Below are 26,729 nucleotides of genomic sequence, written 5' to 3'. Positions count from 1 at the left end.
GGTCTCGCTTCGGTAACGGTGTGACGTACGTCTCCGCTGTGGCCGAACGTTTCGGGCTCCCTCGGCGTCGTAGGAAAAACGCGGCGAGGGGGAGGGTGCTGTGCTGCGAAGAAGGGCCCGGCGCGTCCAGGAGGACGACCACGGCGACCCGCTGGACCCCGCGCAGGAGCGCAGGGTCCGAGCGGTGCTCGCCCTCGGGGGCGTGCCGCAGGCGGACCTGCTGGACGGGGTACAGCAGGTCCGCCTGCGGCTGCTGGAACGCACGGCGAACGGACACGAGGCACCGCGTGACGTGTCGGCGTGGGCGGCGGTCGTCGCCTCCAACCTCGCCATGGACTGGCACCGGGCCAAGCGCCGTCAGGAACGGCTGGGGGAGCGGCTCGCCTCCCTGCGCCAGCCGGCGGCCCACCCCTCCGGCGAGGAGACGAGCCTGCTCTCCCTCGCGGTGGCCCGGGGGCTCGACGACCTGCCCGACCCCCAGCGCCAGGTGCTGGTCCTGCGCTTCTACGCCGACCTGCCGGTACGCGGGATCGCCGAGGAGCTGGGCATCCCGGAGGGCACGGTCAAGAGCAGGCTGCACACGGCGGTACGGGCATTGCGCGCCCGCCTGCACGAGGACGAGGTGGTGTGACATGGCCGCCGAATACGACGGTGTGGACGCGTTGATGGCCGCGCTGACGGACGACCCGCTACCCGAAGAGGCCCTCTCGGACGCCGACTTCATGGCCGAGCACTGGTCGGCGGCGGCCGATGTGGCGCTGCTGCGCGAGCAGTTGGGGCTCATCGGGGGAGCGCTGGCGTCGCGGGAACGCACGGAGGCGGAAGCGGAGGCGAAATCGGCGGCGGTGCGAGGGCCGGCACGAAAGTCGGTGCCGAAGCCGGTCCGGGTTCCGGTGCGGGAACGGCCGTACTGGCGTCCGCTGCGCACCCTGGCCCTCGGTGTCGCCGCAGTGACCGCCGCGGGGACCATGGTCACGGGGGCCGGGTGGCTCCTCTCGCAGGCCGGGAACGGGGCCGAGGACTCGGGGGCGTCCACGTCGGCCGACGCCGGACCGTCCTACTCGCCCGCCCCGGACATCGACAGCGGCATGGGTGCCAAGGACGGGGCCGGCTCGGGCGCCCTGACCAGCCCGGGACAGCTCGCCTGCGCCCGCCTGGTCGTCGAGGGCACGGTCACCGCCGTCGACCCCGGACCCGGTACCGGCCAGGACCGGATCACCCTGCGCGTGACCCGCTACTACAAGCCGGACAAGGGCCCGGCCGAGGTGACGTTCGTGATGGACCGGGAGGCCGATCCCCGGCCGGCCGTGGGGGACCACACGCTGGTCGGCATCCCCACGGGCGCCGCGTCCCCCGACACCTGGACCACCGACGAGAAGGAGATCGCCGCCGAACGGGCCCGGATCACGGCCGCGCTCCCGGAATCACGCACCCTGCCCTGCCGGTGAACCGAAAAGGGGCGGGCGCCCGGTACCAGGTACCGGACGCCCGCCCTGTGGTCGTGCCTACCGCTACGGCGTGACCTTCTCGATCTTCACGTTGCCGGTACCGGCGACCGTGCCGTGCGCGTTCACCAGGGACACCTGGCCGAAGAACTCACGGCCGGCCGGTGCGACGGCCGAGGCGACGATGTCGCCGGAGACGGTCGCCGAGGCGCCCGTGCCGAGCTTCACCGGGGCGTCCGTGACCTGGATGGAACCCAGGGCGGCCGAGTAGAAGACGTCCTGGTAGTCGTACGCGGTCGTACCGGCCGGGATCGCGTAGCCGATGACCTCGACGGTGTACGTGCCGGCGGCGGGCGAGGCGATGGAGACCGCCTCCTCCGAGTCGCCGTCGGCGGAGGTGCCGACCGGGGTGCCGGCCGCGTTGTACACGACCAGGTCCAGGTCGGCGGCCGTGTCCGAGACGTTGCCGATGGCCACGTCCAGGGACGCGGCGCCCGCGGGCACCTCGACCGTGGTCGTCTGGGTCTCACCGTCGGCGATGGTCGGACGGGCGTTCAGGGACGAGCCGAGCGGACCGCCGACCAGCTTGCCGTCGACCGGGGCGAGGTCGTTCGTCACCTTCCAGGAGGCGGCGATCGGCGTGCCGACCTTGGCCTCGGGAACGGTCACGACGTCCGGGTCGAAGGTCGCGCCCAGGATGGTGGCGTTCAGCTTGTACGGGTTGTCGAGCAGCGGCGACGTACGACGCGACTCGACCTCGACCTCCCAGACACCCGGCTGCGGGTTCGGGTACGAACGCACGTCGGGCGCGCAGCCGTTGGTGTTCGGGAAGTTGCTGTAGCAGTACGGCGTGCCGGTCTCCTCGACCGCGACACCGTACGGGTGGATCGAGATGAACCGGGTCTGGCTGGTGGCCGCCAGTCCGCTGATCGCGACCTCAAGGGTCTTGGCGCCCTCGGGCACGGTCACGAAGTAGGACTGGTTGCTGTTGCGCTGCACCGAGTTCGACGCGGAGAACGTGTACTTGAGCGGCGCCGACACCACGACCGTGGTCAGGATCTGCTTGTCGATGCCCTCGGTCTTCGGGTCGTCGACCTCAAGGATCGCGCTCTTGATGCCGGCCGTGGCCGACTTCGCGGCGACCTTGACGGTGACCGGCTTGTTCAGCTCCAGCTTGACCTCGTCGGAACCGACGATCCTGAAGGTGTCACCGGCGTTGTTCTCGAAGTGCAGCTCGTGCCGGATCGCCTTGGCGGGACCGGACGTACGCGTCACGGTGATGTCGTACGACTTCTTGACGCCGGCCTTGAGGCCGCCCTCGCGGTCGTAGAGGCCGGTGCCGAAGCCCGGGGTCTTCAGCGCGAAGTCGATCGCGGTGTCGACCGGGGCCTTGACCGTGTAGTCGTGGGCGGTGGCGCCGTCCTTGATGGCCTTCCACGCGTCCACGATGTTGATGAGGCCCGCGCCCTCCTCGTACGCCTGCACACCCTTGATGTGGTCGGCGTTCGAGACCAGGGCCGTACGGAGGTCGGCCGGGGTGAGGGCGATGCCCTTCTCCTTGGCGGCCGACAGCAGCAGCGCCGAGGCGCCGGCGGCCTGCGGGGACGCCATCGAGGTGCCCTGGAGCATCGAGTAGCCGGCCGGGAGGGTGTAGCCCGCCTGGGCGACCGGGGAGCCGGGCAGCCAGGTCTGCGTGGTGTTGATCGCGGCGCCGGGCGCGGTGATCGTCGGCGTGAAGCCGCCGTCCTCACGCGGACCGCGCGAGGAGAACGGCATCATCGCGTACTTCTTCGCCACGACGGAGCCGTAGTTGGCCGCCCAGGTCTCCTTGGAGATGGACGCGCCGACGGAGATGACCTTGTCGGCCAGACCGGGGTCACCGATCGTGTTGGCACCGGGGCCGGAGTTGCCGGCGGAGATCACGAGCTGGACGCCGTACGTGTCGATCAGACGTGTGTACAGCTCGGCGCGCGCGTTGTTGCCGTCGTTCAGCGCCGGGAGGCCGCCGATCGACATGTTGACGATGTCGACGCCACGGTTGACGACGAGGTCGATCATGCCCTCGGTCAGCGCGACGTTGGTGCATCCCGCAGCGAAGAGGCAGGCGCGGGACGACACGAGCTTGGCGCCGGGCGCGGCACCGTTCATCTTGCCGCCGAACAGGCTGTTCGCCGCGGTGATACCGGCGACGTGGGTGCCGTGCTCGGACGAGATGATGCCGATGTTCGCGTAGTCGGCCTTGGCGCCGGCCGCGTTGTAGACGACGTCCTTGCGGACCTCGACGACGAACGGGATGCGCTCGGCGACGTCGGTCGCCGGGTTGTCCGTCCCGAAGTAGCCGACCTGGTAGCCGTCCTTGTACGCCTTCATCGGCGTGTCGTCGGTGAAGTCGTGGTTGTCGTTCACGTCGACGGTGACCGTGCCGGTGGCGGCGTCGTACAGCACGCCCCAGACGTCGGTCGTGTCGCCGTCGCGGTTGACGTCACCGAGCTGGTCGCCGCCGGCGGTGATGGCCTCGGAGAAGTAGCTGAACTTGCGGTCGCCGACCGGCGCCGTGAAGTTCTCGGTGCCCTGGCTGGCCGTGGTGATGACGAAGGCCGGACCGGAGACCGCCCTCGTCATCCGCAGCCAGCTGCCGTCGCCGTCGGCGACCGGGTCGGTGGCCGTCACCCAGTCGACGATCTTGCGCTCGCCGGTGGTGGTCTTCTGCAGCGCGGGGTGCGCGAGGTCCACACCGGAGTCGAGGATGCCGATGGTGATGCCCCGGCCGTCCGCCTTCGGGTTCTTCTTCACGAAGTCGACGGCGCCCGTCTCGAAGGACGGGTTGTACGGGTTCTCGGCGGGGGTCTTCTTGTCCGGCGCCGCGTAGGTCTTGGTGGCACTCGCCTGGGGGGCGGAGGCGGTGTCGCCACTCGGCGTCGGGTCGTCCAGCGGGATGTCCTGGCGCAGGTCGATCCCGTGCACCGAGGAGAGCTTGACGGCGGCGGCGATGGCCGCGTCCGCCTTCGTGGTGGGAACGGTCGCCCGGACGTAGCCGACCTTGTCGAAGGTCCGGCCGACGAGGCCGCCCTGGACCGCGTCCAGCTGCGCGGCGACCTGCTCGGTCTGGCCCGGCGCGGTGGCGATCATCATCGTGACGGCCTTGTCGCCGTCCGCCTTGGCCTCGGAGAGGAGTTCGGCGTCGTCGGAACCGAGCTTGTCGTGTGCCGACTTGACGGAGCCGTCGGCCGGGGCCGCGTCCGTCGCCGAGTCAGCGGAGAAGGCCATGGGTATGGGCCCTGCCGCGGAGAGCGCGGCCACCAGTCCGGCGGCGACGGCTATGCGCGCCACACGTCTCGCGCCCGAGATGGGTGTGCGCTGGGGGGTGAGGGTCATCGGCATCCCTTGTAGGTAAAGGAGCGTGCGTTGAGCGGCCGAGTTGATCGACCTTGGCCAAGAGCGTCCGGAACGAGACACCGGACGATCACACAGCTTTACCTAAGGGGCGGATGTTTGGGGATGGTTGACCGAAACTATATAAACGTGTGGGGATAACCCCCGATGCGCTTTGGTTGGATGGAGTCCGAATCGCGGTGTTTCGTACTCGGCGTCCCGCGTTGCGCCCGGCATCGTTCGGGAACAATTCCACTGAACATTCCCGCCCCGCGCGCTAACGTCCCCATATGCGCAAGACGCTGCGGGTAGCCGCGTACGCCGTCGTCGTCCGCAACGGACAGATCCTGCTCGCCCGCAGCCCCGCCGACGGGGGCGGCCACGAGTGGGTGCTGCCGGGCGGCGGCATGGAGCACGGCGAGGACCCGTACGACACGGTCCGCCGCGAGCTCATGGAGGAGACCGGCTACCGCGTCGACGTGACGGGCCTGCTGGGCATCGACTCGGTCCGCCACACGTTCACCCACCGCCGGCGGCGCCCGGTGGACCACCAGGGCCTACGGCTGGTCTACGAGGGTCTGATCACCGGCGGCGAGCTGCGCCCGGAGACGAACGGCTCCACGGACCTGGCCGCCTGGCACGACCTGGGCGCGGTCGCGGGGCTGCGGAAGGTGCGGATGGTGGACGCCGGGCTGGAACTGTGGCTGGAGCGGCCGGTCACCGGGAGGGTGACGAAGGCCGCGGGGCAGGGCTGGGAGACGGGTCCGGTGGAGAGGGGTTACCCCGGAAAATGAACGCGGAGTGACCGACTCCGGGCCGTTCGCCGTGCTGTCGTGAACGGGCGAGGTGGCCCAAGATCGACGTACGGAGATCGGCGTCGCGCGTTGCTGCCTCGTTCACGCGCAGGTCATCCCCGATGCCAAGCATCCAGAGTGAGCGGGACGTTCGCGACTGCGATCGCCCGTGACCACTTCCGACGCGTTCGCACTCGGGGAGACCGCGCCATGTCGCGCACACGCTCTGTCGCCAGCTCCACGCACGGGGTCAATCGACGTACGGTACTCGCCGCGGCCGGGGCGGTGTCCGTCTCGGCGGGCGTCGGCTATGCCCTGCGGCCCAGTGACAGCCAGGCCGCCACAGCGACCGAGGCCGCAGCCGCGGAAGGGCCGGTGGCGGTGTCCCGCCAGGCGGCGCCGGCCGGGCTCGCCCCGTTCACCCGGGGCACCACGCTCGACACGGTCTCCGTGCCCGTCGGCACGGGCGGCTACCGGCGCCTCGGCCCCGGCGGCTATCTGCGCCTCGGCGAGGGCCCGGCCTGGCAGCGGGTCGTCCGGACGGAACTGGCCGAACCCCGGTCCGCCCGCGCCGCCCGCCGGACCACGATGGCGGCCTTCGTCCAGTTCACGGACCTGCACCTGACCGACGTACAGCACCCGCTGCGCCTGGAGTACATGCGCTCCGCCGACCGGCACGCCTGGCGCCCGCACGAGGCGCTGTCGGTGCAGGGCGCGACCTCGCTGGTCGAGCGGATCAACGCCCTGCGCGGAGCGCCGGTCACCGGCTCCCCGCTGCACTTCGTGATGACCACCGGCGACAACACGGACAACAACGCGCACTCCGAGCTGGAGTGGTTCATGAAGGTGATGAGCGGCGGGCGCATGACGCCGAACACCGGTGACCCGCGCCACTACGAAGGCGTCCAGAACAGCGGCCTCCCGCTCTACTGGCAGCCGGACTCCGCCACCCGCGACTCCGACAAGCAGCACGGCTTCCCGCACATCGAGGGCTTCCTCGCGGCGGCGATACGGGAGGTGCGCAGCCCCGGCCTGAACCTGCCCTGGTACTCGACGGTCGGCAACCACGACTCCCTGCCCCTCGGCTGTTACGCCTCCCACAGCGACCCCTTCCTCACCGACTTCGCGGTCGGCGGCAAGAAGCTGATGGATCTGCCGACGGCACGCAGCAAGGCGCTCCAGGACCAGATCAGGAGCTCCGACGACCCGAGGGGCATCGGCTTCCGGGAGCTGATCCAGGCCCACGCGCGCGACCTGCGCTCGGTCACCCCGGACGAGAACAGGGCCCCGTTCACCCGGGCCGACTACCTGAAGGCGCACCTGGACCCGGCGTACGCGGGCGCGGGCCCGGTCGGCCACGGCTACTCGACAGCCAACCTCGACTCCGGCACCCAGTACTACACCTTCCGCATCTCGGACGACGTCATCGGCATCAGCATCGACACCACCGACCCGGGCGGCCACTACCAGGGCTCGATCGGCGCGGCCCAACTGCGCTGGCTGAACCGGACGTTGCAGGAGCACAAGGACTCGTACGCCGTGGTCTTCAGCCACCACACCAGCGAGTCGATGACCAACACCCACCGCGACCCGGCCCACCCGGACGAACAGCGCCACGACGGCGCGGACGTCGTGGCGCTCCTCTCCGGCCACCGCAACGTCCTGGCCTGGGTGAACGGCCACATCCACCGCAACGTCATCACCGCGCACGCGGCCCCGGACGACCGCTCGTTCTGGGAGATCTCGACGGCGTCCCACATCGACTTCCCCCAACTGGCCCGCGTCATCGAGCTGGTGGACAACAACGACGGCACGATCTCGCTGTTCACGACGATGGTGGAGTCGGCCGCGCCGAACCGGACGGACTACGCGGACCTGTCACAGACGGGACTGGCGGCGCTGTACCGGGAGTTGTCGTTCAACGCGCCGGGAGCGCGGATGGATCTGTCGGGCGACGCGGGGGACCGGAACGTGGAGCTGGTGCTGAAGAAGGGGTGACGGGTGGTCGGGCGGGCGGCGTGGCGGGCCCTGTGCCGGATGGCGTACGGCGTGAGGGCGGACCGCCGAGCAGGTAGGAGCTGGCGGCCGGGCTGAGCCTGTTCTTCGGGAATCGGCCCCCGGCGTCAGCCCGAACCCGTGCAGACGGCCGCCCCGGGCCGACCCCCGCCGCGGTTCGGGCATGGGCCGGTGCTGCGCACGGCATGGCAGGGGTGTGCGAACGGTCTCTCGGGGCAGCCTCATGGCTCGTCGTTCCCCGGTGTGCGGCTATGACTTCGCAGCTCACAGCCCAGACACAGGTAACTCCAGCGTAATTGTGTCTTAATATGGCCGCCCGGCCCTGACGGCTGCGAGCTGTCGGCCGCAGAATCCTTGCCTGCTAGTCACGAGGATGCCCGTGAACTCGGCACAGATGGCCCTGCGGGCCGTTTTGATCGTCGCGCAGCGTGGTGGTGTCACGTTGTCCGAGCTGGCGGACGAGCTTCAGGTGGCCCGTTCCACCGCGCACCGCATCCTCGCCAACTGCGTCTCGGTCGGCTGTGTACGCCAGCAGCATGCAGGTGGTCGCTACGTCGTGGGCCCGGCTCTGTACGAGGTCGCACTACGGATGGCCTCCGCCGTGGCCCTGAACGATGTCATCACGCCGATTCTGCGGGACCTCCATGCCGAACTGGGCTACACCACGAGCCATGGCGTTCTCGAGGGCCGGACCGTGCGCTTCGTCCTGTCACTGGCCGGTTGCGACAGCCAGCCGCTCGGCTCGCGGATGGGCCAGGTTCGTCCGGCGCACTCCGTCGCGGCCGGAAAAGCCATGCTGGCGTTCTGCTCCCCCCGCGACCTGGCCGAGCGATATCCCGGGCGCCACCTTGCCAGGGTGACGGAGCGCACCGTCACCGACTGGAACGGCTTCGCACGCCAGTTGGACCTCGTCCGGACCCGCGGGTGGGCCAACTCGGTCGGTGAGAGCGACCTCGCCGTCAACGAGGTCAGCGCTCCGATCTTGACGCTCAACGGCGACCCGGTGGGCAGCCTCGGGGTTGCCGCGCTCAGCCCCCGGCTGTCCACCAGGTCCGAGGTCCTGGAGACCGTGGGGCTGATCCTCGACGCGACCTCCCGTATCCAGTGGACTCTGCGCAACAGTCCTCTGCCTCAACTGCCGTTGGGCACCGCTTCAGACGACGCCTGAGCCCCTCCCCGCACGCCCGGGTTCCACATAGAGGAACCGGGGGTGCGGCTCTGCGCCCAAATGATGTACTGGACCGTACAGTACGGCATATCTGCTCGCGCAAGGAAATCTCCACCAACCAATGAGGAGCGGCATGTCCAACGATTTCCCGCCCATTTCCGCTGACATCACACCCGGGGCAGGGCCGGTATTCGCAAGTGAATCGGAGTTCCTGAGTCCGGCGGGGAAAAAGATCCGTGACGAAGTTGCGGGGATGATCCCCATGCTGCGGCGCAATGCGCCGGAGGGTGAGGAACTCGGAGCGCTCGCACCGGAGGCGCTCGATGCTCTGCACAACGCCGGTGTTTTCAAGATGGCCATTCCGGAGGAGGTCGGCGGCTACGGGCTGGGTGCACGGGACATCATCGAGATCGTCACCACGCTCGGCAGGGGAGACGGCTCGGCGGGGTGGCTCGTCATCGTGTCGAGCGGCATCCGTAGCACCCTTGCGTTTCCGCAGCAGGCCGTCGACGAGATCTTCGGGATGATCGACGACTGGGTGGGGCCGCTGGTGTTCGGCGCGTCGGTACTTTCCACCAGCGTCGGGTCGGGTCGGCGCGTGGACGGCGGTCTGATGGTCAGCGGCAAGTGGTCGTTCGGCAGCGGCTGCAAGTTCGCGGCGTGGGCTGCGGTCGGGGTCGAGTACGAAGACGACGCGGGCCGGCCTCGCCGCGGAATCGCCGTCCTGTCGCGTGACCAGTACCAGATTCTGGACGACTGGAAGGTCATGGGTCTCAAGGGCACGTCCAGCAACAGCGTCACCGTGGACGGCGAGGTCTTCGTCCCCGAACACCGCTTCGTGCACACCTCCGACCTGCCGAAAATCATGGACAGCCTGCGTCAGCAGTACGGTGGTAGGGCCCTCGGCGGCGGCGCGGTGGCCGGGTCGGTGAGCACGGCGGCGAGCTTCGCCGCGCTGGCACTGGGCATGGCGCAGGGCACCCTGGAGTGTTTCACCGAGCAGGCCAAGGTGCGCAAGCCGTTCAACCTGCCCTACCCGACGGTCGCGGACATGCCGTCGGCCCAGGTCACCGCGGGGAAGGCGCGGGCGGTGATCAACGCCGCCGCGGCCGTGGTCCACATGCACGTCGACGAGGTGGACCGGCGGGTGCTGAGCGGCCGGGACTTCGGTTTCGCCGAGGAGCCCGAGATCGCCATGGATCTCGTCCACGCCATTCACCAGTGTGGGCAGGCTGTCGACATGCTCCAGCTCGCGCTGGGGTCGTCCACCGTGAGCCTGAAGAATCCGATCCAGCGCTTCGTGCGCGACATGCGCGTCCTGGCCACGCACGGTGCGCTTCGCCTCGACCCCATGGCTGAGATCAACGGCCGGAACATTTTCGGGCTCCCGCCGTTCCCCATGTTCGCGGCACTCGAACCCCCCACCACCGGCTGACGGTAACGACGGAAAGCGAAGGGGACAACGGTGTCCTACTCACCCAATCCGGAGCCGTCTCAATTCGCCGGTTCCACCGTGTCGAGTTCCAGCTCGATGTCGGCGTACTTCTCGTCGATGCGCAGGTACCCCCGGCCGGCGTGGATGGCCCTGATCGCCTGCGGTATCGCCACGATGCTGAGCCCTGCCGGAGTGCTGGCGGCGACCACGACGTTTTTCATCGGCCCTGTCTCCAAGGAATTCGGCTGGGCGGAGTCCGCGACTTTGACCCTGTTCTCACTGCCGATGCTGATCGTGCCCTTCGTGCTGCCCTTCGGCGGTCGCTGGATAGACCGGTGGGGAGTGAAGCGGGTCTCAGTCCTGAGCGTTGTGCTCTATGCGCTCACCACGGCTGCCACAGCCCTCGTGGGAGCGAACCAACTCGCGTTGGGTGCGCTCCTGGTGCTCTCTATGGGATTCGGCTACATCGGTGCGGTCGTCGTCTTCAAGGTGATTCTGCTGTGGTTCCCCCACCACAGGGGCGTGGCGTTCGCCTCGGTCGGTGTGGTGTCGAGCTTCGCGAGCGCCGTGTTCTCCCCCATGTCCGAACAGTTGATCGGCTCTGCTGGCTGGCGGGCCACCTTTGTCCTGCTGGGCGCCGCCATTCTCGTTGTGGTCCTGCCCGCCCAGGTCTTCCTGCTGTCCGAACCCGAATCGCTCCAGCGGCCGAGCGGCGTCCCAGCGGGGGAGGGCGGGCCGGCCGCCATGCCGGTGCTGACCGGGCTGCCGGGCGTGCCGTTGCGAAAGGCCATCCGCAGCCGGGCGTGGGTGCTCAGCCTGCTGATCTTCGCGCTGGCCGGGGGCGCGGTGGTGAGCGTGTCGCAGAATGCCGTCTCGATGCTCGACGACCACGGATACTCATCCGGGACCGTGTCGCTGGCGCTGTCGGCGCAGTTCTCCGCGTCGATCGTCGGCCTGCTCCTCGCCGGAGTGATCCTCGACCGCGCGAGGTCACCCTGGGTGCTCGTGCCGTTGGTCGCGTGTGTCCTGGTCGCCCTGGTGATCCTGGCCGGCGTCTATGACACGGTGCCGGTTCTGTTCATCGCGATGTTCCTGCTCGGGGTGGTCAGGGGCGCTGAATCGACGATCGGCCCCTACCTGATCGCCCGGTACTTCGGCCTTCGGGACTTCGCACAGTTGCAGGCCCTGAGCTTGGGGTTCTCCATGCTTGCGATGGCCTTCATACCCGTCGTGGTGCAGAGTGCGGCAGAGCGGACATCGAGTTATGACGGCCCCCTCCTGGGCCTGATCATCGCCAGCGCTGTCGCCCTTGCCATGGCGTTCTTCCTGCCTCGATATCCCGCGCTCGACACCGAGCCTCCCGACCTCTCTGCCCAAAGAGTCCACGCCGAACGCGTTCCGGACGCCTGACCACCGCACCCGACCGGTGGGCACAGCCTCAAACCGTCGGCGGCAGGAGGAGGGCCATCGATCGCCGCCGTCGGCGAGGCAGCGTCCGCTACCACCAGCCGCAGGCTCGTGCTGTTGCTCTGCCAGTGGGGCATCGGGCCGCCGTGGAACAAGGCTCCTTTCCCAGGGAACGGCAGGCTCTGGTTGGTCCTCCCGGCCGAGCGCAGAATGGTCCGCATCCGCCCACCGCACCGGCCCGCCGAGGCACCGTCCGTATGCTGTCTTCGCCTTTTCGAGGTCCGGGGCGGAGTGGAGCGGCGCCGCGCCAGATTTTCACGCCGACGCGGCGGCCCTCGGCTGCTCAGGCCCTGGTGACCGGGCCTTCGCAGAGGTGCGTGACGAAGGCTGTCCAGGCGGTTGGGGTGAGGTGGAGGGCGGGGCCGGTGGGGTTCTTGGAGTCGCGGAGGGCTATGCCGGGGGCCGCGAGGAAGTGGGTTGCCTCGACGCAGTTCTGGCCGGGGTCGCTGTACGAGGACTTGAACCAGGCGTGCTCAGGGGCGAGTTTGGGCGCGTTGGTAGGCATGGGTTACGGCTCTCGTTCTAGTTGGTGCAGGAAATCGGGGGTGTCCTCGGGTGGCAGAGCTGATGCTGCCATGGCCTCGAACCGGCGGATGAACCTGTCGACCTCACGGGGCTTGTCCGAGGTCGATACGGAACCCCAGGCGCTGTCGGCCTGAACGCGTGGCGGAAGTTGATTGCCGAAGTCGAGAATCGCGAAGTCGTTGGTCGCGCGGTAGCTCCGGCGGAACGGCAGCACCTGGATGGTGACGTGGTCCCACCCCGACAACTCCTCAAGCCTCGCGTACTGTTCGCGCATCACGTCGGTACCCCCCACCGGATACCGCAACGCGGCCTCGCCGAGGATGACGTGCAACTTGACCGGATTCTCCTGGGTGAGCACCTCCTGGCGCTTCATCCGCAATTCCACGCTACTTCGGATGAACTCCGAGGTGTACTCCTCAACAGGCTTGTGCAGCTCGTGCGTCGCGCGCGCATAGGCCTTGGTCTGCAGTAGGCCGTAGACGATCGTCGGGTGGTAGGCCTTCATCGTGCGAGCTTCCGGTTCGAGCCCCACGAACCCCGGCATCCCCGCCGGCATCAGCCCCCGGTACTGCGTAAGCCAATCCTGCTGGTTTGACTCCCTGTTGAGGCTGATGAGGGACTCGATGACCTCCTCGTCCGATACGCCGTACTTGGTGAGGAGCCTTCGGAGGTCGCCCACGTAACGGAAGTTCAGTGACCCCGTCTCGATCCGTTGCAGGGACGCCTCCGAGATACGCGAGGGCGCGGCCTGATCGTCGTGCAGCAGCTCGCCGACTCCCTCGACTGGTTCCTGCGTGCCGGCGTCGGCAAAACCGTGCGAGCGAGCCTCAACGGACCCAAAGGCTGAAAAGCGCCCAACTGTCCACGCCTCTGTCAACCTCCGGTCCGCCCCCCGTGTCCCTCCCCCCGACCGCAGCACCGGAACAAGGGGGAACGGCATGTCAGTCGACAAGAGGCCGGGCAGGAAGAGGCTCGTGGGGATGGCCGCGGCGATCGCCGTCGCGGCAGGCGCGTTCGCGGCGCCCGCGGTGGCGGCGGCGCCGGCCGAGCGGGGCGGTGGTCATCAGGCCACCCGCGCTGCCATGAACGCCGCCGTCAAGGACGGCGTACCCGGTGTGGCCCTTCAGGCCAAGGACCGGCACGGGGTCTGGAAAGCGACCGCCGGTGTGGGCAACCTCAGGACCAAGCAGCCGCGCAGCGCCCACGACAACTTCCGGGCCGGCAGCATCACGAAGACCTTCATCGCGACCGTCCTGCTCCAACTGGAGGCCGAGGGACGGGTGTCGCTCGACGACACCGTAGACAAGTGGCTGCCAGGAGTCGTCAGCGGCAACGGCCACGACGGACGGAAGATCACTCTCCGCCAGCTCCTCAACCACACCAGCGGCATCTTCAACTACACGGAGGACAAGCAACTCCAGAGCGAGATCTTCCTCCCGGAGGGCTTCTTCAAGAACCGGTACCGCACCTGGACCCCGGACGAGATCGTCAAGATCGCCATGGGCCACCAGTCCGCGTTCGCCCCAGGCACCGACTGGGGCTACTCGAACACCAACTACACGCTCGCCGGCATGGTCATCGAGAAGGTGACCGGCAACTCGTACGGCGACGAGGTCCGGCGGCGCGTCATCGAGCCGCTCGGGCTGCACGGCACGTACATGCCGGGTACGAGCGTCAAGGTGCCCCAGCGCAGCAGCCGCGCGTACTCGAAGTTCGTCGAGCCCACCGGCAGGGTCTACGACGTCACGGAGCTCAACCCCACGGTGGCGAACGCCGCGGGCGAGATCATCTCCAACGCCGGTGACCTGAACCGCTTCTACTCGGCGCTTCTGCGCGGCAAGGTCGTGCCCGCCGAGCAACTCGCCGAGATGAAGACGACGGTCGCCACCGGCGTGCCCGACGGGCGCTACGGGCTCGGGCTCATGGAGAACGAACTGAGCTGCGGGGTCAAGGTCTGGGGTCACAGTGGTGGCATCCACGGTTCCAACTCGGTGGCGGTCACCACGGCCGACGGCAAGCACTCGCTCGCCTTCAACTTCAACGGCGACTGGAGCGGCAACCTGATGAAGATCGGCGAGGCGGAGTTCTGCGGGACCGAGAAGTGACGCAGAGGGAGACCGGGCAGCCCTGAGCAAATGAGGAGGGGCCCCCGGTCGCCCGGCGGCCCCTCCTCTCCCCTCCTGGTACCGCCCGGTCCGTCACTACCGGGGCAGCACCACGACGTACGCCGCCGGCTCGCGGTCCCCCGACGCCATCAGAGCCGTACGGACGACAGTTGCCTGCTGCTCGATCGCCTCGCGCAGCTTGCGCGGTGTGATGTGGACGACCGTGATGCCCAGCCGCTCCAGGTGCTCGCGCTTACGGGCGTACTCCGACCAGAGCGCGTCGTCCTCCTGCCGGTGGCCCGGGAGCGGGGTGCGGGTGTCCAGCTCCACCGCCACCGCCTGGTCGGGCCAGTAGGCGTCGAGGCCGCCGAGATGCGGGCCGCCGGGCAGACGCAGATCGACGTTCCAGACCGGGTCCGGGAGGCCGTGTTCGCGCACCATCCGGTACAGCCGGTCCTCCGCGACCGCCCGGCCCTCGGCGAGCAAGGAGTCGACGGCGTCCACGACATGCGGCCGGCTCAGCAGTCGGCCCTGGTTCAACTCCCGTACCACCGAGGCAGGTTCGCAGTGGCCGCCGCGTACCGCGTCGGTCAGCAGCCGGCGTACGGCGCCCGCGTCCGTGAGTCCGGCCACCGCGTCGGCGAGGGCGCGCGCGACCGGCGCGACCGGCAGCCCGTCGATCAGCTCGGGCGTGGGCAGCGCCGAGGAACGGAGGATGCGGACGCAGCCCGTCGAGCGCAGCCGGCGCAGCCGGGGGACCAGGACGTCGAAGGTGTCGAGGGACAGCAGCGCCGGCGCGGACGAGAAACCGTGCAGGGCGAGCGCGGCGAGGCCGGTGATCATGGCCTCGGCGTAGACCGGACGGCCGCGCTCCCGGTACGGCTCCTGGGAGTCGGGCTGGGCCGGAACTCCCGTCGCCGTCCGCTCCTTCGCCGCGTACAGCAGTACCGCGTGCAGCCGTTCCTCGCTGGTGGGCGGGCCCGGGTGCAGCAGGAACACACCCGGCAGGATCTGCTGCCAGGGTCCACCGGACCGGCACTGCTCGTTCGCCTCGGCGGGGGCGACGCCGTTCGCCCGCAGCTGCGCGGTGGTCAGCACCCGGCGCTGTACGTGCGGCAGGTGGCGGAGGGGGCGGGTGCTCGGGGAGAGCGGGGTGTTGTGGGTCATGACTCCGACTTTCCCGTGTCCGATCCGCCCCCTAACCGCTGTTACACGCCCGTCGACAATTCAGGACAAGCTCGCCCTAAAGTGCAAGCGTTCGAGTGCCGAAAGGCGCTGGTCCATCCGGGGGTTACGGCATCGAGTGCCCGGGTTCGGTAACGGTGGGACCGGCGGCCTCCGAGGCCCGGATTCCGGGTCCGACCCGGCGCTCAATGATCTCTGTGCAGCTTCGGGGTCCTCAGCCGGCCCGGTGAAGCCCGGTGGGCCCCACTCGCAGGCGAGACATCCTGTACCGGCGCGACCCGCAGACACACGACCGGCCGCTGATTCAGGAGTGGAACAGCGGGTTGCTCCGAGCCGGCATGCGTCAGTGGCGGGGGCAAGCCGGACGTGCGGGGACGTCCGGGGACGGGCGGTGCTTCTCGGGGGAGGCGAGGGGCGCGGGAACGGCGCCGTGGCGGCGTTGGCGTCGGCCGTATTCGGTGATGGCCTGCCACAGGTCACGTCGGTCGTTGTCGGGCCAGTAGCCGGGGGTGAAGTGCAGCTCTGCGTAAGTGGCGTGCCAGGGAAGGAAGTTGGAGGTGCGCTGTTCGTTGCCGGTGCGCCACAGCAGGTCGACGTCCGGCATGTCGGGGTAGGGGAGATGGCGGGCGAAGTCGTCTTCGCCAAGAAGGTGGGGGTCTACTTCGCCTTCTCGGGCTGCCTGGGCGAGGGCCGCGGCGGTCCGGGTGATCTCGTCACGGCCGCCGTAGTTGATACACACGGTGAGGGTCAGTCCGGTGCGGGTGCGGGTGCGCTGCTGTTCGCGCCTGAGGGCGTGGACGAGGTCCTCGGGCAGTTTGTCGGGACGGCCGGACCAGCGCTGGCGCACGTCCAGGTCACGGAAGGGGCCCTCGTCGAGTTCGTGCCGGACTGTCTCCAGGATCGTGGTGATCTCCTCTGTGCCGCGTTTCCAGTTCTCGGTGGAGAACGTGTAGAGGGTCAGGTGGCGCAGGCCGATCTCCAGAGCGCCGTAAACCATCTCGTGCAGCGCGGCGGTGCCGGCGCGGTGGCCTTCGTGGCGGGGCAGGCCGCGCTGCTCGGCCCAGCGGCCGTTGCCGTCCATGATGACCGCCACATGGGAGGGCATCCGGTCGGCGGCGATCCGCGGGGGCCGGACGCCGTCGGGGTGCGGTGGCGGGGGCCGGAGCCCGGTGTCGTGGGTCGCCGGACCCGGATCGCCCACGCCCACCGCGGGGGGCCGGGGGCCCGGCACGGTCAGGGGAGTCAGGCTCCAGGCCAGGGCCGAGCGGAGGCGGGCGGGGAGCAGCACGCGGGTGTGGGCCGCGACGGAGGGGCGCGGGGGGCGTGTCAGCAGGGTGGGGCCGGCCGCTTCGATGGCGTCGAGTTGGAGACGCATCAGGTCGGCCGCCGTGTCGAGCACGTTGGCGGGGCCCGGGTGCATACCCCTCGTCATGGCGGGCCTGGTCACCCGCCTGCGGGCCAGGGCCGTCAGCTCGGCGATCAACGCCGCCACGGCCGGACTCCAGCGGCCCTGGGTCAAGTCCGCCTCTGCGCCGGGGAAGGGTTCCAGGGCTTCCTGCGGCAGGAGCATGTGCCCCTGGGCGAGGTCGGTGCTCAGGTCGGTGAGCATGTTGATGAGCTGGGTGCCGTCCATGAATTGTTCGTAGTCGGCGTGCCGGTCCAGCCGTAGCGTCATCGGCGCGCCTGCCCGTTCGAGCAGCTGTCGTGCTTGATCGCCCCAGGGCACGATTTCCTCGTTGCACCAGGCCCGCCACGCGGCCCAGTCGGTGAAGCGCAGACCGAGAGCGTCCTCCCGTGTCCTGGCCATCGCGCCCTGCAGGTCGGACAGGTCCAGACGCCACCGCCCCGCCGTGTCCACCACGGCGTACCGGACGGGGTCCGTGCTCGTGCCCGCCGTCAGGTCCTGTTTCAGCGCCCGGGTCCACGCCTCGACGCGGGCCGCGCGCTGGGCCGGCTCCGTATCCGGTGTGTCCGCCAGGTCGTCAAGCACGGTGACAGCCGCCCACAGGGCCCAGCACGCCGGGCGCAGCACGGCCGGCATGAGCTGGACGAGGGCGTAGATCGCCGGATCGTGCTGCCGTGTGATGCGGCGGCACAGCCGGTAGCCCGCACGCAGGGCGGGGTCCTCGCCCATCAGCGCCCGGGAGGCGGCTCGGCTCCGCCGCGCGTGCGTGACGCTGTGGAGGGGGGCGGGGGTGGGCTGCGGTTTCGTGCGCATCTCGGGACGTGGACCTCAGGGTGTTTCCGTGTCGGACAGCGAAGCCGATGGCTCGGCGGTTCGGCGCGGCGCGGGAAGGGAGAAGTCGCCGTTTCTCGGCTTGGGATCAGGGGGCTGTGCGGTGACGGGCAGGGTGCTGCGGGTGCTGCGGCGAAAGCCCACCAGGGCGATCAGGGCCGCTCCCGCGAACCAGGTGAACTGGATGGCCAGATGGCGCGGGACCGGGCTGGTGGAGAATCCCGCCGCCGTGCTGGCCTGCATGGCTCCGTAGGAGGGCAGGTAGCGCGTGAGCGGGTTGTCCGCCCCGGAGCTCGTGACCGGGTTCTGCAGCGCGAGGTCGATGATGCTGGTCATCACGATGGCGAACATGCCCTCGACCTCCCGGTGCAGTACCGAGCCGAAGCCGACGCCGAGGGCGCCGTAGGTGAGCCCGGCGCCGAACAGCGCGGCGGCGAGCAGCAGCGGCTGCCGGGGTGTCCAGGCCAGGCAGGTGACCGCGGTGGCGTAGGCGGCGACCGCGGCCGAGATCAGCGCCAGCGCGGTGACCTTGGCCAGGACGAGGTGGGCGCGGGGATAGCCGGCCATCGCCAGTCGGCGGTCGAAGCTGTTGCCGGAGAAGGTGGCGGCGAACATCATGAAACCGGTGATCAGGGTGACCGCGTTGAGCGCGCCGCTGAGCTCCGTCAGCTCGTTGCCATGGGGCGCCAGCGTCTCCCCGGTGGCGCGCAGCCGCATGTGCGCCGGGGTGTCGGGCATCGCCACGAAGGCCAGAGTCGTCCACAGGGGGACGAACAGGGTCACGAGGACCATGGCGAACCGGTTGCGGCCATGCTCGATCAGCGCGAAGCCGGTGGCGAGAGCGAACCGGGTCCAGTGGAACCTCACGCCCCCTCCACCCGGTCCGGGTGGAGGAGCCCGCCGTCCAGACGCCACAACTCGTCCAGGCGCTCGGTGTCGTACGCCAGATGGGAGACGACCAGGACCGAACGCCCCGCATCACGCAGCCGCACGGCGAGATCCCAGAATCGCTGGTAGGTGTCCCAGTCGAACCCCTGATACGGCTCGTCCAGCAACAGCACCTGAGGATCGTGCATCAGCGCGAGCGTCACGTTCAGCTTCTGCCGCGTCCCGCCGCTGAGGATCCCTGCCCGCTCATCGGCGTAACCGGCGAACCCCAGCACGTCCATGACCTGCTCGGCATACCGCAGATCGGTCAGCCGGTAGGCCTTCTGCAAGAACCTCAGGTGCTGCCGGACAGTCAGCGCGTCGTTGAGGACCACGTGCTGCGGGCAGTAACCGAACCGGCCACCATGACGGACCGTGCCGTGGGAGGGCCGCAGCTCACCGGAAAGGATCTTCAGCAGAGTTGACTTGCCGGCGCCGTTCTCCCCGACGATCCCACACAACACCCCTGCCCGAAGCCGCAGATCAACGCCCCGCAGGACCACACGCCGACGGTAGGCATGATGCACATCCCTGACCTCCACGCCCGCCTCCCCCCACCCCTGGACCAATCGCGAACGGATTTCCCAACGATCACGGAGCGGAAAAGATACGAGCTCTGGCGCCTTCAGGACTGCCGGGAGACTGGACCAGAACGTGATGGGGCACCCAAGAAGCTGTCAACGCCACGTTGCCAACAGGCGGGTTGGGCGCACACCGCCAGTACTCTCCGGAACCCGGCGCCGTTGTCGCCGGCGGTACCGCGCACCCGCTCCGGTTCCGCCCTCCCCCCGCACACACGCTCCGCTCCCGGTCGTGCCGGTCGGCAGGCCGGCCACCGTCGACAGGGCACCCGCACCCGCGTCCGGTGCCCGACCCCGGTGGCCGCACCACGCTCCCGCACTGGCACCAGCAGCCCGCCTGTTCGGGTTCGGCGCCCGCGCCAGTACCCGTCCTGTCGGCGGGACGGCTGTCCACCGCCCCGCCGGACAGATCACCCGGCGGAGCCGCCCCTCACCGCGCCGCCGCCCCGTCGCACGCCTGTGCCCGGAGTGCGCGGGCCAGGTCGTCCCGGGCCTCCAGGACCAGGCGTCGCAGGGCAGGTGCCGCGTCCGCGTGGTCCGTCAGCCATGTGTCCGTCGCCGCCAGGGTCTCCGGCGAGTCCTGGAGGGACGGGAACAGGCCGCGTACGACGTCCATCCCGATCTGGATCGAGCGGTCGGCCCATGTCCGCTCGATCACCGCGAAGTACTTCTCCGCGTACGGCGCGAGAAGCTCCCGCTGCGAGCCCTGGACGAAGCCCGAGATGGTGGCCTCGACTAGGGCGTTGGACAGCTTGTCGGACTCGACGACCTGGGCCCACGCCTGCGCCTTGACGGCGGCCGAGGGGCGGGCGGCGAGACAGCGGACCTGGTGGCGCTTGCCGGACGCCGTGTCGTCGCGGGCGAGTTCGGCGGCGACCGTCTTCTCGTCGGCGACGCCGTGCGAGGTGAGCGGCTCCAGGAATGTCCACCGCAGCTCCTGGTCGACGTCGAGACCGTCGATCTTCGCCGTGCCTTCCAACAACCCCTGGAGCAGCTGGAGATCGGCCTCGCTCGACGCCACGGCCGCCAGGAAGCGGGCCCACGTCAGCTGGTGCTGGCTGCCCGGTTCGGCGAGCCGGAGTTCCTTCAACGCGCCCTCGGCGAGCAGGCGTTCACCGGTCGCCCGCCAGTCGGGGGCCGCGTAGTGGGTGAGCGCGGAGTTCGCCCAGGCGTGCAGCATCTGGAGGACGCCGATGTCCGACTCGCTCCCCGCGAACCGCAGTACCAGGTCGACGAAGTCCCGGGCCGGCATCAGCGCGTCCCGCGTCAGGTTCCACAGCGCGGACCAGCACAGGGCGCGGGCGAGCGGGTCGGTGATGTCACCGAGGTGCGCCCGCAGCGTCGCCAACGACCCTTCGTCGAACCGGATCTTGCAGTACGTCAGGTCGTCGTCGTTGACGAGAACGAGGTCGGGGGCCTCGCTCCCGACCAGCTCACCGACCACGGTGCGAGGCCCGTCGACATCGACCTCGGCACGCGCGTACCGCTCCAACACCCCGTCCGGGGAACGCCGGTAGAGGCCCACAGCCACGCGGTGGGGCCGCAGCTCGGGGTGCGACTCGGCGGCCTCCTGGATCACGGCCAGCTCGGTGATCAGCCCGTCCGCGCTCAACAGCACCGCCGGGGTGAGGGAGTTGACCCCGGCGGTCTGCAGCCAGGCACGCGACCAGGAGGCCATGTCCCGCCCACTGGTCTCCTCCAGCACGGACAGCAGATCGCCGAGGCGCGTGTTGCCGTACGCGTGCCGCTTGAAGTACCGCCGCGCGCCTTCGAGGAACGCGTCCGGTCCCACGTAGGCGACGAGCTGCTTGAGTACGGAGGCACCCTTGGCGTAGGTGATGCCGTCGAAGTTGAGCTTGGCGTCCTCCAGGTCGCGGATGTCGGCCGTGACCGGGTGCGTGGAGGGAAGCTGGTCGGCGCGATAGGCCCAGGCCTTGCGGTTGTTGGCGAAGGTGACCCAGCCGCTGGTGAAACGGGTCGCCTCGACGAGCGAGAAGGAGCCCATGAAGTCGGCGAAGGACTCCTTGAGCCACAGGTCGTCCCACCACTCCATGGTGACGAGGTCGCCGAACCACATGTGGGCCATCTCGTGCAGGACGACGTTCGCCCGCCGCTCGTACGCCGCCTGCGTCACCTTCCCCCGGAAGATGAACTCCTCGCGGAAGGTGACCAGCCCCGGGTTCTCCATCGCGCCGAGGTTGTACTCGGGCACGAAGGCCTGGTCGTACTTCCCGAAGGGGTACGGGTAGTCGAAGTGGTCGTGGAAGAAGTCCAGCCCCTGCTTGGTGACGAGGAAGACGTCGTCGGAGTCGAAGTGGGGGGCGAGACCCTTGCGGCACATCGCGCCGAGGGGGATGTCGAGGGTCGTACCGTCGGCGAACGTACGGGAGTAGGAATCGGTGACGTAGTGATACGGCCCCGCGAGGATGGTGGTGATGTACGTGGAGATCGGCTTGGTCTCGGCGAATCGCCACACACCGTCGACGAGTTCCCCGGCCCCGTTGCTCCACGCGACCCACTCCTCCGGCGCCCGCACCTCGAACCGGAAGGGGGCCTTGAGGTCGGGCTGCTCGAAGTTGGCGAAGACGCGGCGGGAGTCGGCGGGCTCGTACTGCGTGTACAGGTACACCTCGCCGTCCTCGGGGTCGACGAAGCGGTGCAGGCCCTCGCCGGTGCGGGAGTAGGCGCACTGCGCGTCGACGACCAGCTCGTTGTCCGCGGCGAGATCCTCCAGCAGGATGCGCGTCCCGTCGAAGACGGCCCCCGGGTCGAGATCTCGGCCGTTCAGGGAGACGGCGGTCACACTCGGCGCGATGAGATCCGCGAAACTGGCGGCGCCGGGCTCGGTGCACCGGAACCGGATCGTGGTCACGGACCGGAAGGTCCGAGCCCCGCCCGCACCGCTCCCGCCCGTGTCACCCGTACTGCCTGTGTCCCCCAGGGCCGACCGCACGTCGAGGAACACCTCGTACCCGTCGACGGACAGCAGGGCGGCCCGCTCCCGGGCCTCGTCGCGGGACAGATTCTCACCGGGCACGGAACGCTCCCTCGATTGTCATCAATACGGCCGACCAGCACCGATCCTGCCACGCGCCACTGACACCGGGCACCCGGGAATGCAATGGAGGCGGGGATGTGTTGCCTGTTGAAAGTGCATCTTTCTCATAGGAGTCCCATGTCCGAGACGAGCTCGACCAAGACCCCCGTCGACTTCTGGTTCGACCCGCTCTGTCCCTGGGCCTGGATGACCTCCCGGTGGGTCCTGGAGGTCGAGAAGGTCCGTGACATCGAGGTCCACTGGCACATCATGAGCCTGGCGGTGCTCAACGAGGACAAGCTCGACGAGCTGCCCGAGGAGTACCGCGAGATGCTCGCGGTGCAGGCCTGGCAGCCGGTGAAGGTCGTGACGGCGGCCTGGCAGAAGCACGGTGCCGACGTCCTCGGCCCCCTCTACACGGCCCTGGGCACACGGATCCACAACAACGCTGAGGGCCCGACCCTCGAAGCGATCGCCGGCGCCCTGGCCGACGTCGGCCTGCCCGCCGACCTGATCGACTACGCCGAGCAGAAGGACTTCGAGTTCGACGCCGAACTGCGCGCCTCCCACAAGGAGGGCATCTCCAAGGTCGGCCAGGACGTCGGTACCCCGGTGATCGCGGTCCCCGGTGCCGACGGCGAGCAGATCGCCTTCTTCGGCCCGGTCGTCACCCCGGCCCCGAAGGGCGAGGAGGCCGCCAAGCTGTGGGACGGCACCCTCCTGGTCGCCTCGGTCCCCGGCTTCTACGAGATCAAGCGCTCTCGGACGGCGGGCCCGGACTTCAGCAACCTGTAGAACCTGGAGGGCGTCCGGCCCTTCAGTCCTTGGCCTGGTCCTTGGCCTGGTTCTTGGCCTCCGGCTTCGGGAAGGAACCGCCGTCCTTGTGGTTCCCCCGTCGCTGGTAGCGCAGGCAGCCGTCGCGGGCGCAGCGGTAGTAGGCACCGAGGCGGAAGTGCTTCGGAATCTGCTCCTTGACGTACGTCCTCTCCGCGTCGGTGAGCCTGAGGAAATCCTGGACCTTGTCTGCGCAGTTGACGCACCGCATGGACAGCATGTGATCCCCCAGGCTGTGTGGAGCCCCGGTGTCCTGTGACGCCCCGGCCCCACGAGAGTAGGCCTGGGGCAGGGAGTATGGGGGAGGCCCCCGCGAGTCATGTCCTCGCGGGGGCCTTCCGTCATTCCGCCTGCCGTCGCGTTCGGTGAGAAGACGATCACGAGGCAGGACGCTTCACCGCGGTCGGCGCGGTCGCCTGGGGCTCCGCGGTCCGCTCAGGGCGCCAACAGCAGCACATTCGTACGGGACTTGGCGGCCTCGTAACGCTTCGCCACGTCCTGCCAGTTGACGACGGCCCACATCGCGTCGATGAAGTCGACCTTCTGGTTCCTGTACTGGAGATAGAAGGCGTGCTCCCAGGCGTCGAAGACCAGGATCGGGGTCGAGCCCTGGCCGGCGTTGCCCTGGTGGTCGTAGACCTGCTCGACGATCAGCCGTCCACTGAGCGGCTCGTACGCGAGGACGCCCCAGCCCGAACCCTGGGTCGTGGCCGCCGCTTTCGTCAGCTGCGCCTTGAAGCCCTCGAACGAACCGAAGGACTCGGCGATCGCGTCCGCGAGCTCACCGACGCCGTCGGCGGCCAGCGGCTCACCGCCGCCCTCGCCCGTCATGTTGTGCCAGTAGATGCTGTGCAGGATGTGGCCTGAGAGGTGAAAGGCGAGGTTCTTCTCCAGACCGTTGACCGACCCCCACGACTCCTTGTCGCGCGCCTCCGCGAGCTGCTCCAACGTGTCGTTGGCACCCTTCACATACGCCGCGTGGTGCTTGTCGTGATGCAGCTCGATGATCTCGGGGCTGATCACGGGCGCGAGCGCGGAGTAGTCGTACGGCAGTTCAGGGAGCGTGTAGACGGGCATGCGGGGGTCCCCTCGACCTCTTATTGCACATTACTTGCAACTACACGCTAGCAACAAAAAGACCCTCGTGGGCGTCGCACGAGGGTCTTTTCCGGAGAAGCCGGAGGGGCCGGGGCGGGCTACTCGACGACGGACGTGTAGTGCGAGGCGTCCCCCGCGATCGAGTAGCTCTCCTTGCCCTCGATGCCGACCGGGATGTCACCGGCGATGGTCACCCGGTGCAGGCGGCGCGGCAGGCCGTTGTAGTTGTCGATGGCGTAGTGCTGGGTGATGCGGTTGTCGAAGAGGACGAGCTGGTTCGGTGACCAGCGGTGGCGCAGGACGTTCTCCGGGCGGGTGACATACGCCTGGAGCAGGTCCAGGATCTTGCGGGACTCGGTGACCGACAGGCCGACGATCCGCTGTGCGAACCCGCCGATGAACAGCCCGCGTTCGCCGGTCAGCGGGTGGACGCGGACGACCGGGTGGGCCGTGCGGAACGGGATGGACGTGAACTGGGCGCGCTGGGCGGCCAGTTCCTCGTCGAGCGCCTCGTCCGGCACCGCGTAGTCGTAGTCGTTGGTGTGCTCGGCCCACAGGTTGTCGGCCAACAGCCGCAGGGGTTGCGGCAGATCGCGGTAGGCGGCGGCCGAGCTGGCGATCAGGGTCTCGCCGCCGTACGGCGGGACGGTGATGCTGCGCAGGGTGCTGGCCTGGGGCGGGTTGAGGACGAAGGTGACGTCCGTGTGCCAGTGGTTGGCGGCGCGGCCCCGCTCGCTGTCGACGGGCAGGACGTTCGCGGCGCCGTCGACGGACGGCACGGTCGGGTGGGCGGTGGTCAGCTCGCCGAAGTGCCGTACGAAGGCCTGCTGGCCCTCGTCGTCGAGGTCCACGTCGTCGAAGACCAGGGCCTTGTGGACGTTGAGGGCCTCGCGAAGGGCGGCGACCTGCTCCTCGTCGAGAGGCTTGGAGATGTCCACGCCGGATACGCGGGCACCGATGTTCGCGGTGACCTTCTGGATGTCGATGCCGGACATGTGCGGGTTCCTTTCGGGGTTCGTCAGACGAGGACGGATGCGGATGCGGATGCGTGGCTGACGTGCTGGTTGGCGGGGCGCGGGAGGCCGTATCTCTCGCGCAGGGTTTGGCGCGGCCCGTACTCACCGCGGAGCAGACCCCGGGCTCGCAGGATCGGGACGACGTGGTCGACGAAGGCTTCGAGACCGGACGGCAGGACCGCGGGCATGATGTTGAAGCCGTCGGCGGCACCCCGCGTGAACCAGGTCTCGATCTCGTCGGCGACCTGCTCGGGCGTCCCGGCGAAGGTGAGGTGCCCGCGCCCGCCACCGAGCCGCCCGATGAGCTGCCGTACGGTGAGGCGCTCGCGCCGGGCCAGTTCGACGACGAGCGTGTAGCGGCTCTTGGCGCCCTCGATCGCGCTCTCGGGCGGCAGATCCGCCGGCAGCCGGCCGTCCAACTCCAGTGTTCCGGCGGGAAGTTTCAGCAGTCCCTCCAGGTTGCCCACGCCGTGCTCGTACACGATGTGGTCCTCCAGGACCTGCTCGTTCGCCAGCGCCTCGGCCTCCGTGGAGCCGAGCACCGGGACGATGCCGGGCAGCACCTTGATGTGGTCGGGGTCCCGACCGCTCGCCGCGGTACGGGACTTGAGGTCGGCGTAGAAGGCCTGCGCGTCCTCGATGGTCTGCTGGGCGGTGAACACGGCCTCCGCGTACCGGGCCGCGAACGCCTTGCCGTCCTCGCTCGACCCCGCCTGCACCAGGACCGGGTAACCCTGGGGCGAACGCGGCACGTTGAGGGCACCCTCGACGCTGAAGTACGTCCCCTTGTGGCGAGGTGGATGGATCTTCCCGTCGTCGCCCCAGACGCCGGCCGCCTTGTCGCCGACGATCGCGTCGTCCCCCCAGCTGTCCCAGAGCTTGAGTGCCACGTCGAGGAACTCGGCGGCCCGGGCGTACCGCTGGGCGTGGGCGGGCTCCGCGTCGAGACCGAAGTTGCGGGCGGCCTCGGCACCGGCCGTGGTGACGATGTTCCAGCCGGCCCGGCCCCCGCTGATGATGTCGAGCGAGGCGAACCTGCGGGCCAGGTTGTACGGGGAGTTGTAGGACGTCGAGGCGGTCGCGATCAGCCCGATGTGCGTGGTCGCCGTGGCCAGGGCCGTCAGCAGGGTGAGCGGCTCCAGGGCGCCCGCGGGACGCTGAGCCAGGTTCCCCCACAGTTGCGGCCCGTCGGCGAGGAACAACGAGTCGAAGGTGCCGCGTTCGGCGATCCGGGCGAGCCGCACGTAGTGATCCAGCTCGACATGGGCGTACGGATCACTCTCGGGGAGCCGCCACGAGGCTTCGTGGTGGCCGGTGTTCATGAGGAAGGCGTTGAGGTGGAGCCTGCGGGGCATGGCTGTCGTGTCCTTTGCTCTGGACAGGTGCGGGGAGGGGCTCACGAGCGCCGGGCGGTGCCGGTCGGAGCGGTGCTTTTGGCGCCGGCCCGGGCATTTCCAGCCCGTCCGGCGTTTGAGGACGAGGCCCCTT

General features: G+C 69.4%; 21 protein-coding genes. 9 read left to right on the top strand and 12 right to left on the bottom strand.

Annotated features, from left to right (window positions below):
* The first annotated feature begins 100 nt into the window (after window positions 1-100).
* A complete protein-coding gene (locus tag IEY89_RS20835) occupies window positions 101-631 on the top strand; it encodes a sigma-70 family RNA polymerase sigma factor (protein WP_189148959.1) in 531 nt (176 codons plus the stop codon).
* A 1-nt stretch (window position 632) separates the two neighbouring features.
* On the top strand, window positions 633-1,448 hold the full coding sequence (locus IEY89_RS20830; protein WP_189148958.1) for a hypothetical protein: 816 nt from the start codon (window positions 633-635) through the stop codon (window positions 1,446-1,448).
* A 63-nt stretch (window positions 1,449-1,511) separates the two neighbouring features.
* Here the strand turns inward: IEY89_RS20830 and IEY89_RS20825 are convergent, their stop codons facing one another.
* Window positions 1,512-4,820: a S8 family serine peptidase gene (locus IEY89_RS20825; protein ID WP_189148957.1), complete on the bottom strand. Its 3,309-nt coding sequence runs from the start codon at window positions 4,818-4,820 to the stop codon at window positions 1,512-1,514.
* A 287-nt stretch (window positions 4,821-5,107) separates the two neighbouring features.
* Between IEY89_RS20825 and IEY89_RS20820 the strand changes: the two genes are divergently transcribed.
* The 5 genes from IEY89_RS20820 (at window position 5,108) to IEY89_RS20800 (ending at window position 11,640) form a co-directional block, all read left to right on the top strand.
* On the top strand, window positions 5,108-5,611 hold the full coding sequence (locus IEY89_RS20820) for an NUDIX hydrolase (protein ID WP_189148956.1): 504 nt from the start codon (window positions 5,108-5,110) through the stop codon (window positions 5,609-5,611).
* A 210-nt stretch (window positions 5,612-5,821) separates the two neighbouring features.
* On the top strand, window positions 5,822-7,609 hold the full coding sequence (locus IEY89_RS20815) for a TIGR03767 family metallophosphoesterase (RefSeq protein WP_189148955.1): 1,788 nt from the start codon (window positions 5,822-5,824) through the stop codon (window positions 7,607-7,609).
* A 397-nt stretch (window positions 7,610-8,006) separates the two neighbouring features.
* Window positions 8,007-8,795, top strand: a complete 789-nt coding sequence (locus tag IEY89_RS20810) for an IclR family transcriptional regulator (protein WP_189148954.1) — start codon at window positions 8,007-8,009, stop codon at window positions 8,793-8,795.
* Window positions 8,796-9,057: 262 nt separating this feature from the next.
* Window positions 9,058-10,230, top strand: a complete 1,173-nt coding sequence (locus IEY89_RS20805) for an acyl-CoA dehydrogenase family protein (RefSeq protein WP_229695333.1) — start codon at window positions 9,058-9,060, stop codon at window positions 10,228-10,230.
* A gap of 174 nt (window positions 10,231-10,404) precedes the next feature.
* Entirely contained in the window at window positions 10,405-11,640 is a 1,236-nt protein-coding gene (locus IEY89_RS20800; protein ID WP_189148952.1) for an MFS transporter, read from the top strand.
* 340 nt (window positions 11,641-11,980) lie between these two features.
* Here IEY89_RS20800 and IEY89_RS20795 read toward each other — a convergent pair whose 3' ends face one another.
* Both IEY89_RS20795 and IEY89_RS20790 read right to left on the bottom strand, forming a co-directional pair.
* Entirely contained in the window at window positions 11,981-12,202 is a 222-nt protein-coding gene (locus IEY89_RS20795) for a DUF397 domain-containing protein (protein WP_189148951.1), read from the bottom strand.
* 3 nt (window positions 12,203-12,205) lie between these two features.
* Window positions 12,206-13,099: a DUF5753 domain-containing protein gene (locus tag IEY89_RS20790; RefSeq protein WP_308437452.1), complete on the bottom strand. Its 894-nt coding sequence runs from the start codon at window positions 13,097-13,099 to the stop codon at window positions 12,206-12,208.
* Between the two features lie 61 nt (window positions 13,100-13,160).
* Between IEY89_RS20790 and IEY89_RS20785 the strand changes: the two genes are divergently transcribed.
* On the top strand, window positions 13,161-14,327 hold the full coding sequence (locus tag IEY89_RS20785; protein WP_229695332.1) for a serine hydrolase domain-containing protein: 1,167 nt from the start codon (window positions 13,161-13,163) through the stop codon (window positions 14,325-14,327).
* A gap of 96 nt (window positions 14,328-14,423) precedes the next feature.
* Here IEY89_RS20785 and IEY89_RS20780 read toward each other — a convergent pair whose 3' ends face one another.
* The 5 genes from IEY89_RS20780 to pepN form a co-directional block, all read right to left on the bottom strand.
* Entirely contained in the window at window positions 14,424-15,494 is a 1,071-nt protein-coding gene (locus IEY89_RS20780) for a hypothetical protein (RefSeq protein ID WP_189148950.1), read from the bottom strand.
* A 361-nt stretch (window positions 15,495-15,855) separates the two neighbouring features.
* On the bottom strand, window positions 15,856-17,730 hold the full coding sequence (gene uppS / locus IEY89_RS20775; protein WP_189148949.1) for a polyprenyl diphosphate synthase: 1,875 nt from the start codon (window positions 17,728-17,730) through the stop codon (window positions 15,856-15,858).
* Between the two features lie 15 nt (window positions 17,731-17,745).
* Window positions 17,746-18,615: an ABC transporter permease gene (locus IEY89_RS20770; protein ID WP_189148948.1), complete on the bottom strand. Its 870-nt coding sequence runs from the start codon at window positions 18,613-18,615 to the stop codon at window positions 17,746-17,748.
* On the bottom strand, window positions 18,612-19,217 hold the full coding sequence (locus IEY89_RS20765) for an ATP-binding cassette domain-containing protein (RefSeq protein ID WP_189148947.1): 606 nt from the start codon (window positions 19,215-19,217) through the stop codon (window positions 18,612-18,614). The genes IEY89_RS20770 and IEY89_RS20765 overlap by 4 nt, the downstream gene beginning before the upstream one ends.
* Before the next feature lie 469 nt (window positions 19,218-19,686).
* Complete coding sequence (gene pepN, locus IEY89_RS20760; RefSeq protein ID WP_189148946.1) at window positions 19,687-22,293, bottom strand: aminopeptidase N; 2,607 nt, start codon at window positions 22,291-22,293, stop codon at window positions 19,687-19,689.
* A gap of 138 nt (window positions 22,294-22,431) precedes the next feature.
* Here pepN and IEY89_RS20755 point away from each other — a divergent pair, with 138 nt between their 5' ends.
* The gene (locus IEY89_RS20755; RefSeq protein ID WP_189148945.1) at window positions 22,432-23,088 is read left to right on the top strand and encodes a DsbA family protein; all 657 of its coding nucleotides are present in this window, start codon (window positions 22,432-22,434) and stop codon (window positions 23,086-23,088) included.
* 22 nt (window positions 23,089-23,110) lie between these two features.
* On the opposite strand, the gene IEY89_RS20750 is transcribed toward IEY89_RS20755, so the two are convergent.
* The 4 genes from IEY89_RS20750 to IEY89_RS20735 form a co-directional block, all read right to left on the bottom strand.
* Window positions 23,111-23,347, bottom strand: coding sequence for a hypothetical protein (locus IEY89_RS20750; RefSeq protein WP_189148944.1), 237 nt, complete (start codon window positions 23,345-23,347; stop codon window positions 23,111-23,113).
* Window positions 23,348-23,562: 215 nt separating this feature from the next.
* Window positions 23,563-24,204: a superoxide dismutase gene (locus tag IEY89_RS20745; protein WP_189148943.1), complete on the bottom strand. Its 642-nt coding sequence runs from the start codon at window positions 24,202-24,204 to the stop codon at window positions 23,563-23,565.
* A 119-nt stretch (window positions 24,205-24,323) separates the two neighbouring features.
* Window positions 24,324-25,220 carry a TauD/TfdA dioxygenase family protein gene (locus IEY89_RS20740; protein ID WP_189148942.1) on the bottom strand — a complete coding sequence of 299 codons (897 nt, stop codon included), beginning with the start codon at window positions 25,218-25,220 and terminating at the stop codon, window positions 24,324-24,326.
* 23 nt (window positions 25,221-25,243) lie between these two features.
* On the bottom strand, window positions 25,244-26,596 hold the full coding sequence (locus IEY89_RS20735; protein ID WP_189148941.1) for an LLM class flavin-dependent oxidoreductase: 1,353 nt from the start codon (window positions 26,594-26,596) through the stop codon (window positions 25,244-25,246).
* Between the last annotated feature and the right edge of the window lie 133 nt (window positions 26,597-26,729).

Origin of the sequence: Streptomyces lacrimifluminis, assembly GCF_014646095.1 — a bacterium.
GTDB classification, from domain to species: Bacteria; Actinomycetota; Actinomycetes; order Streptomycetales; family Streptomycetaceae; genus Streptomyces; species Streptomyces lacrimifluminis.
This window is presented reverse-complemented; position numbering and strand designations above follow the sequence as displayed.

Coding starts and splice junctions, on each gene's coding strand:
- IEY89_RS20795 (WP_189148951.1), bottom strand. CDS start 12,202: ATGCCTACCAACGCGCCCAAACTCGCCCCTGAGCACGCCTGGTTCAAG.
- IEY89_RS20785 (WP_229695332.1), top strand. CDS start 13,161: ATGTCAGTCGACAAGAGGCCGGGCAGGAAGAGGCTCGTGGGGATGGCC.
- IEY89_RS20830 (WP_189148958.1), top strand. CDS start 633: ATGGCCGCCGAATACGACGGTGTGGACGCGTTGATGGCCGCGCTGACG.
- IEY89_RS20745 (WP_189148943.1), bottom strand. CDS start 24,204: ATGCCCGTCTACACGCTCCCTGAACTGCCGTACGACTACTCCGCGCTC.
- IEY89_RS20820 (WP_189148956.1), top strand. CDS start 5,108: ATGCGCAAGACGCTGCGGGTAGCCGCGTACGCCGTCGTCGTCCGCAAC.
- IEY89_RS20805 (WP_229695333.1), top strand. CDS start 9,058: ATGCTGCGGCGCAATGCGCCGGAGGGTGAGGAACTCGGAGCGCTCGCA.
- IEY89_RS20735 (WP_189148941.1), bottom strand. CDS start 26,596: ATGCCCCGCAGGCTCCACCTCAACGCCTTCCTCATGAACACCGGCCAC.
- IEY89_RS20750 (WP_189148944.1), bottom strand. CDS start 23,347: ATGCTGTCCATGCGGTGCGTCAACTGCGCAGACAAGGTCCAGGATTTC.
- uppS (WP_189148949.1), bottom strand. CDS start 17,730: ATGCGCACGAAACCGCAGCCCACCCCCGCCCCCCTCCACAGCGTCACG.
- IEY89_RS20815 (WP_189148955.1), top strand. CDS start 5,822: ATGTCGCGCACACGCTCTGTCGCCAGCTCCACGCACGGGGTCAATCGA.
- IEY89_RS20825 (WP_189148957.1), bottom strand. CDS start 4,820: ATGACCCTCACCCCCCAGCGCACACCCATCTCGGGCGCGAGACGTGTG.
- IEY89_RS20740 (WP_189148942.1), bottom strand. CDS start 25,220: ATGTCCGGCATCGACATCCAGAAGGTCACCGCGAACATCGGTGCCCGC.
- IEY89_RS20755 (WP_189148945.1), top strand. CDS start 22,432: ATGTCCGAGACGAGCTCGACCAAGACCCCCGTCGACTTCTGGTTCGAC.
- IEY89_RS20800 (WP_189148952.1), top strand. CDS start 10,405: ATGCTGAGCCCTGCCGGAGTGCTGGCGGCGACCACGACGTTTTTCATC.
- IEY89_RS20780 (WP_189148950.1), bottom strand. CDS start 15,494: ATGACCCACAACACCCCGCTCTCCCCGAGCACCCGCCCCCTCCGCCAC.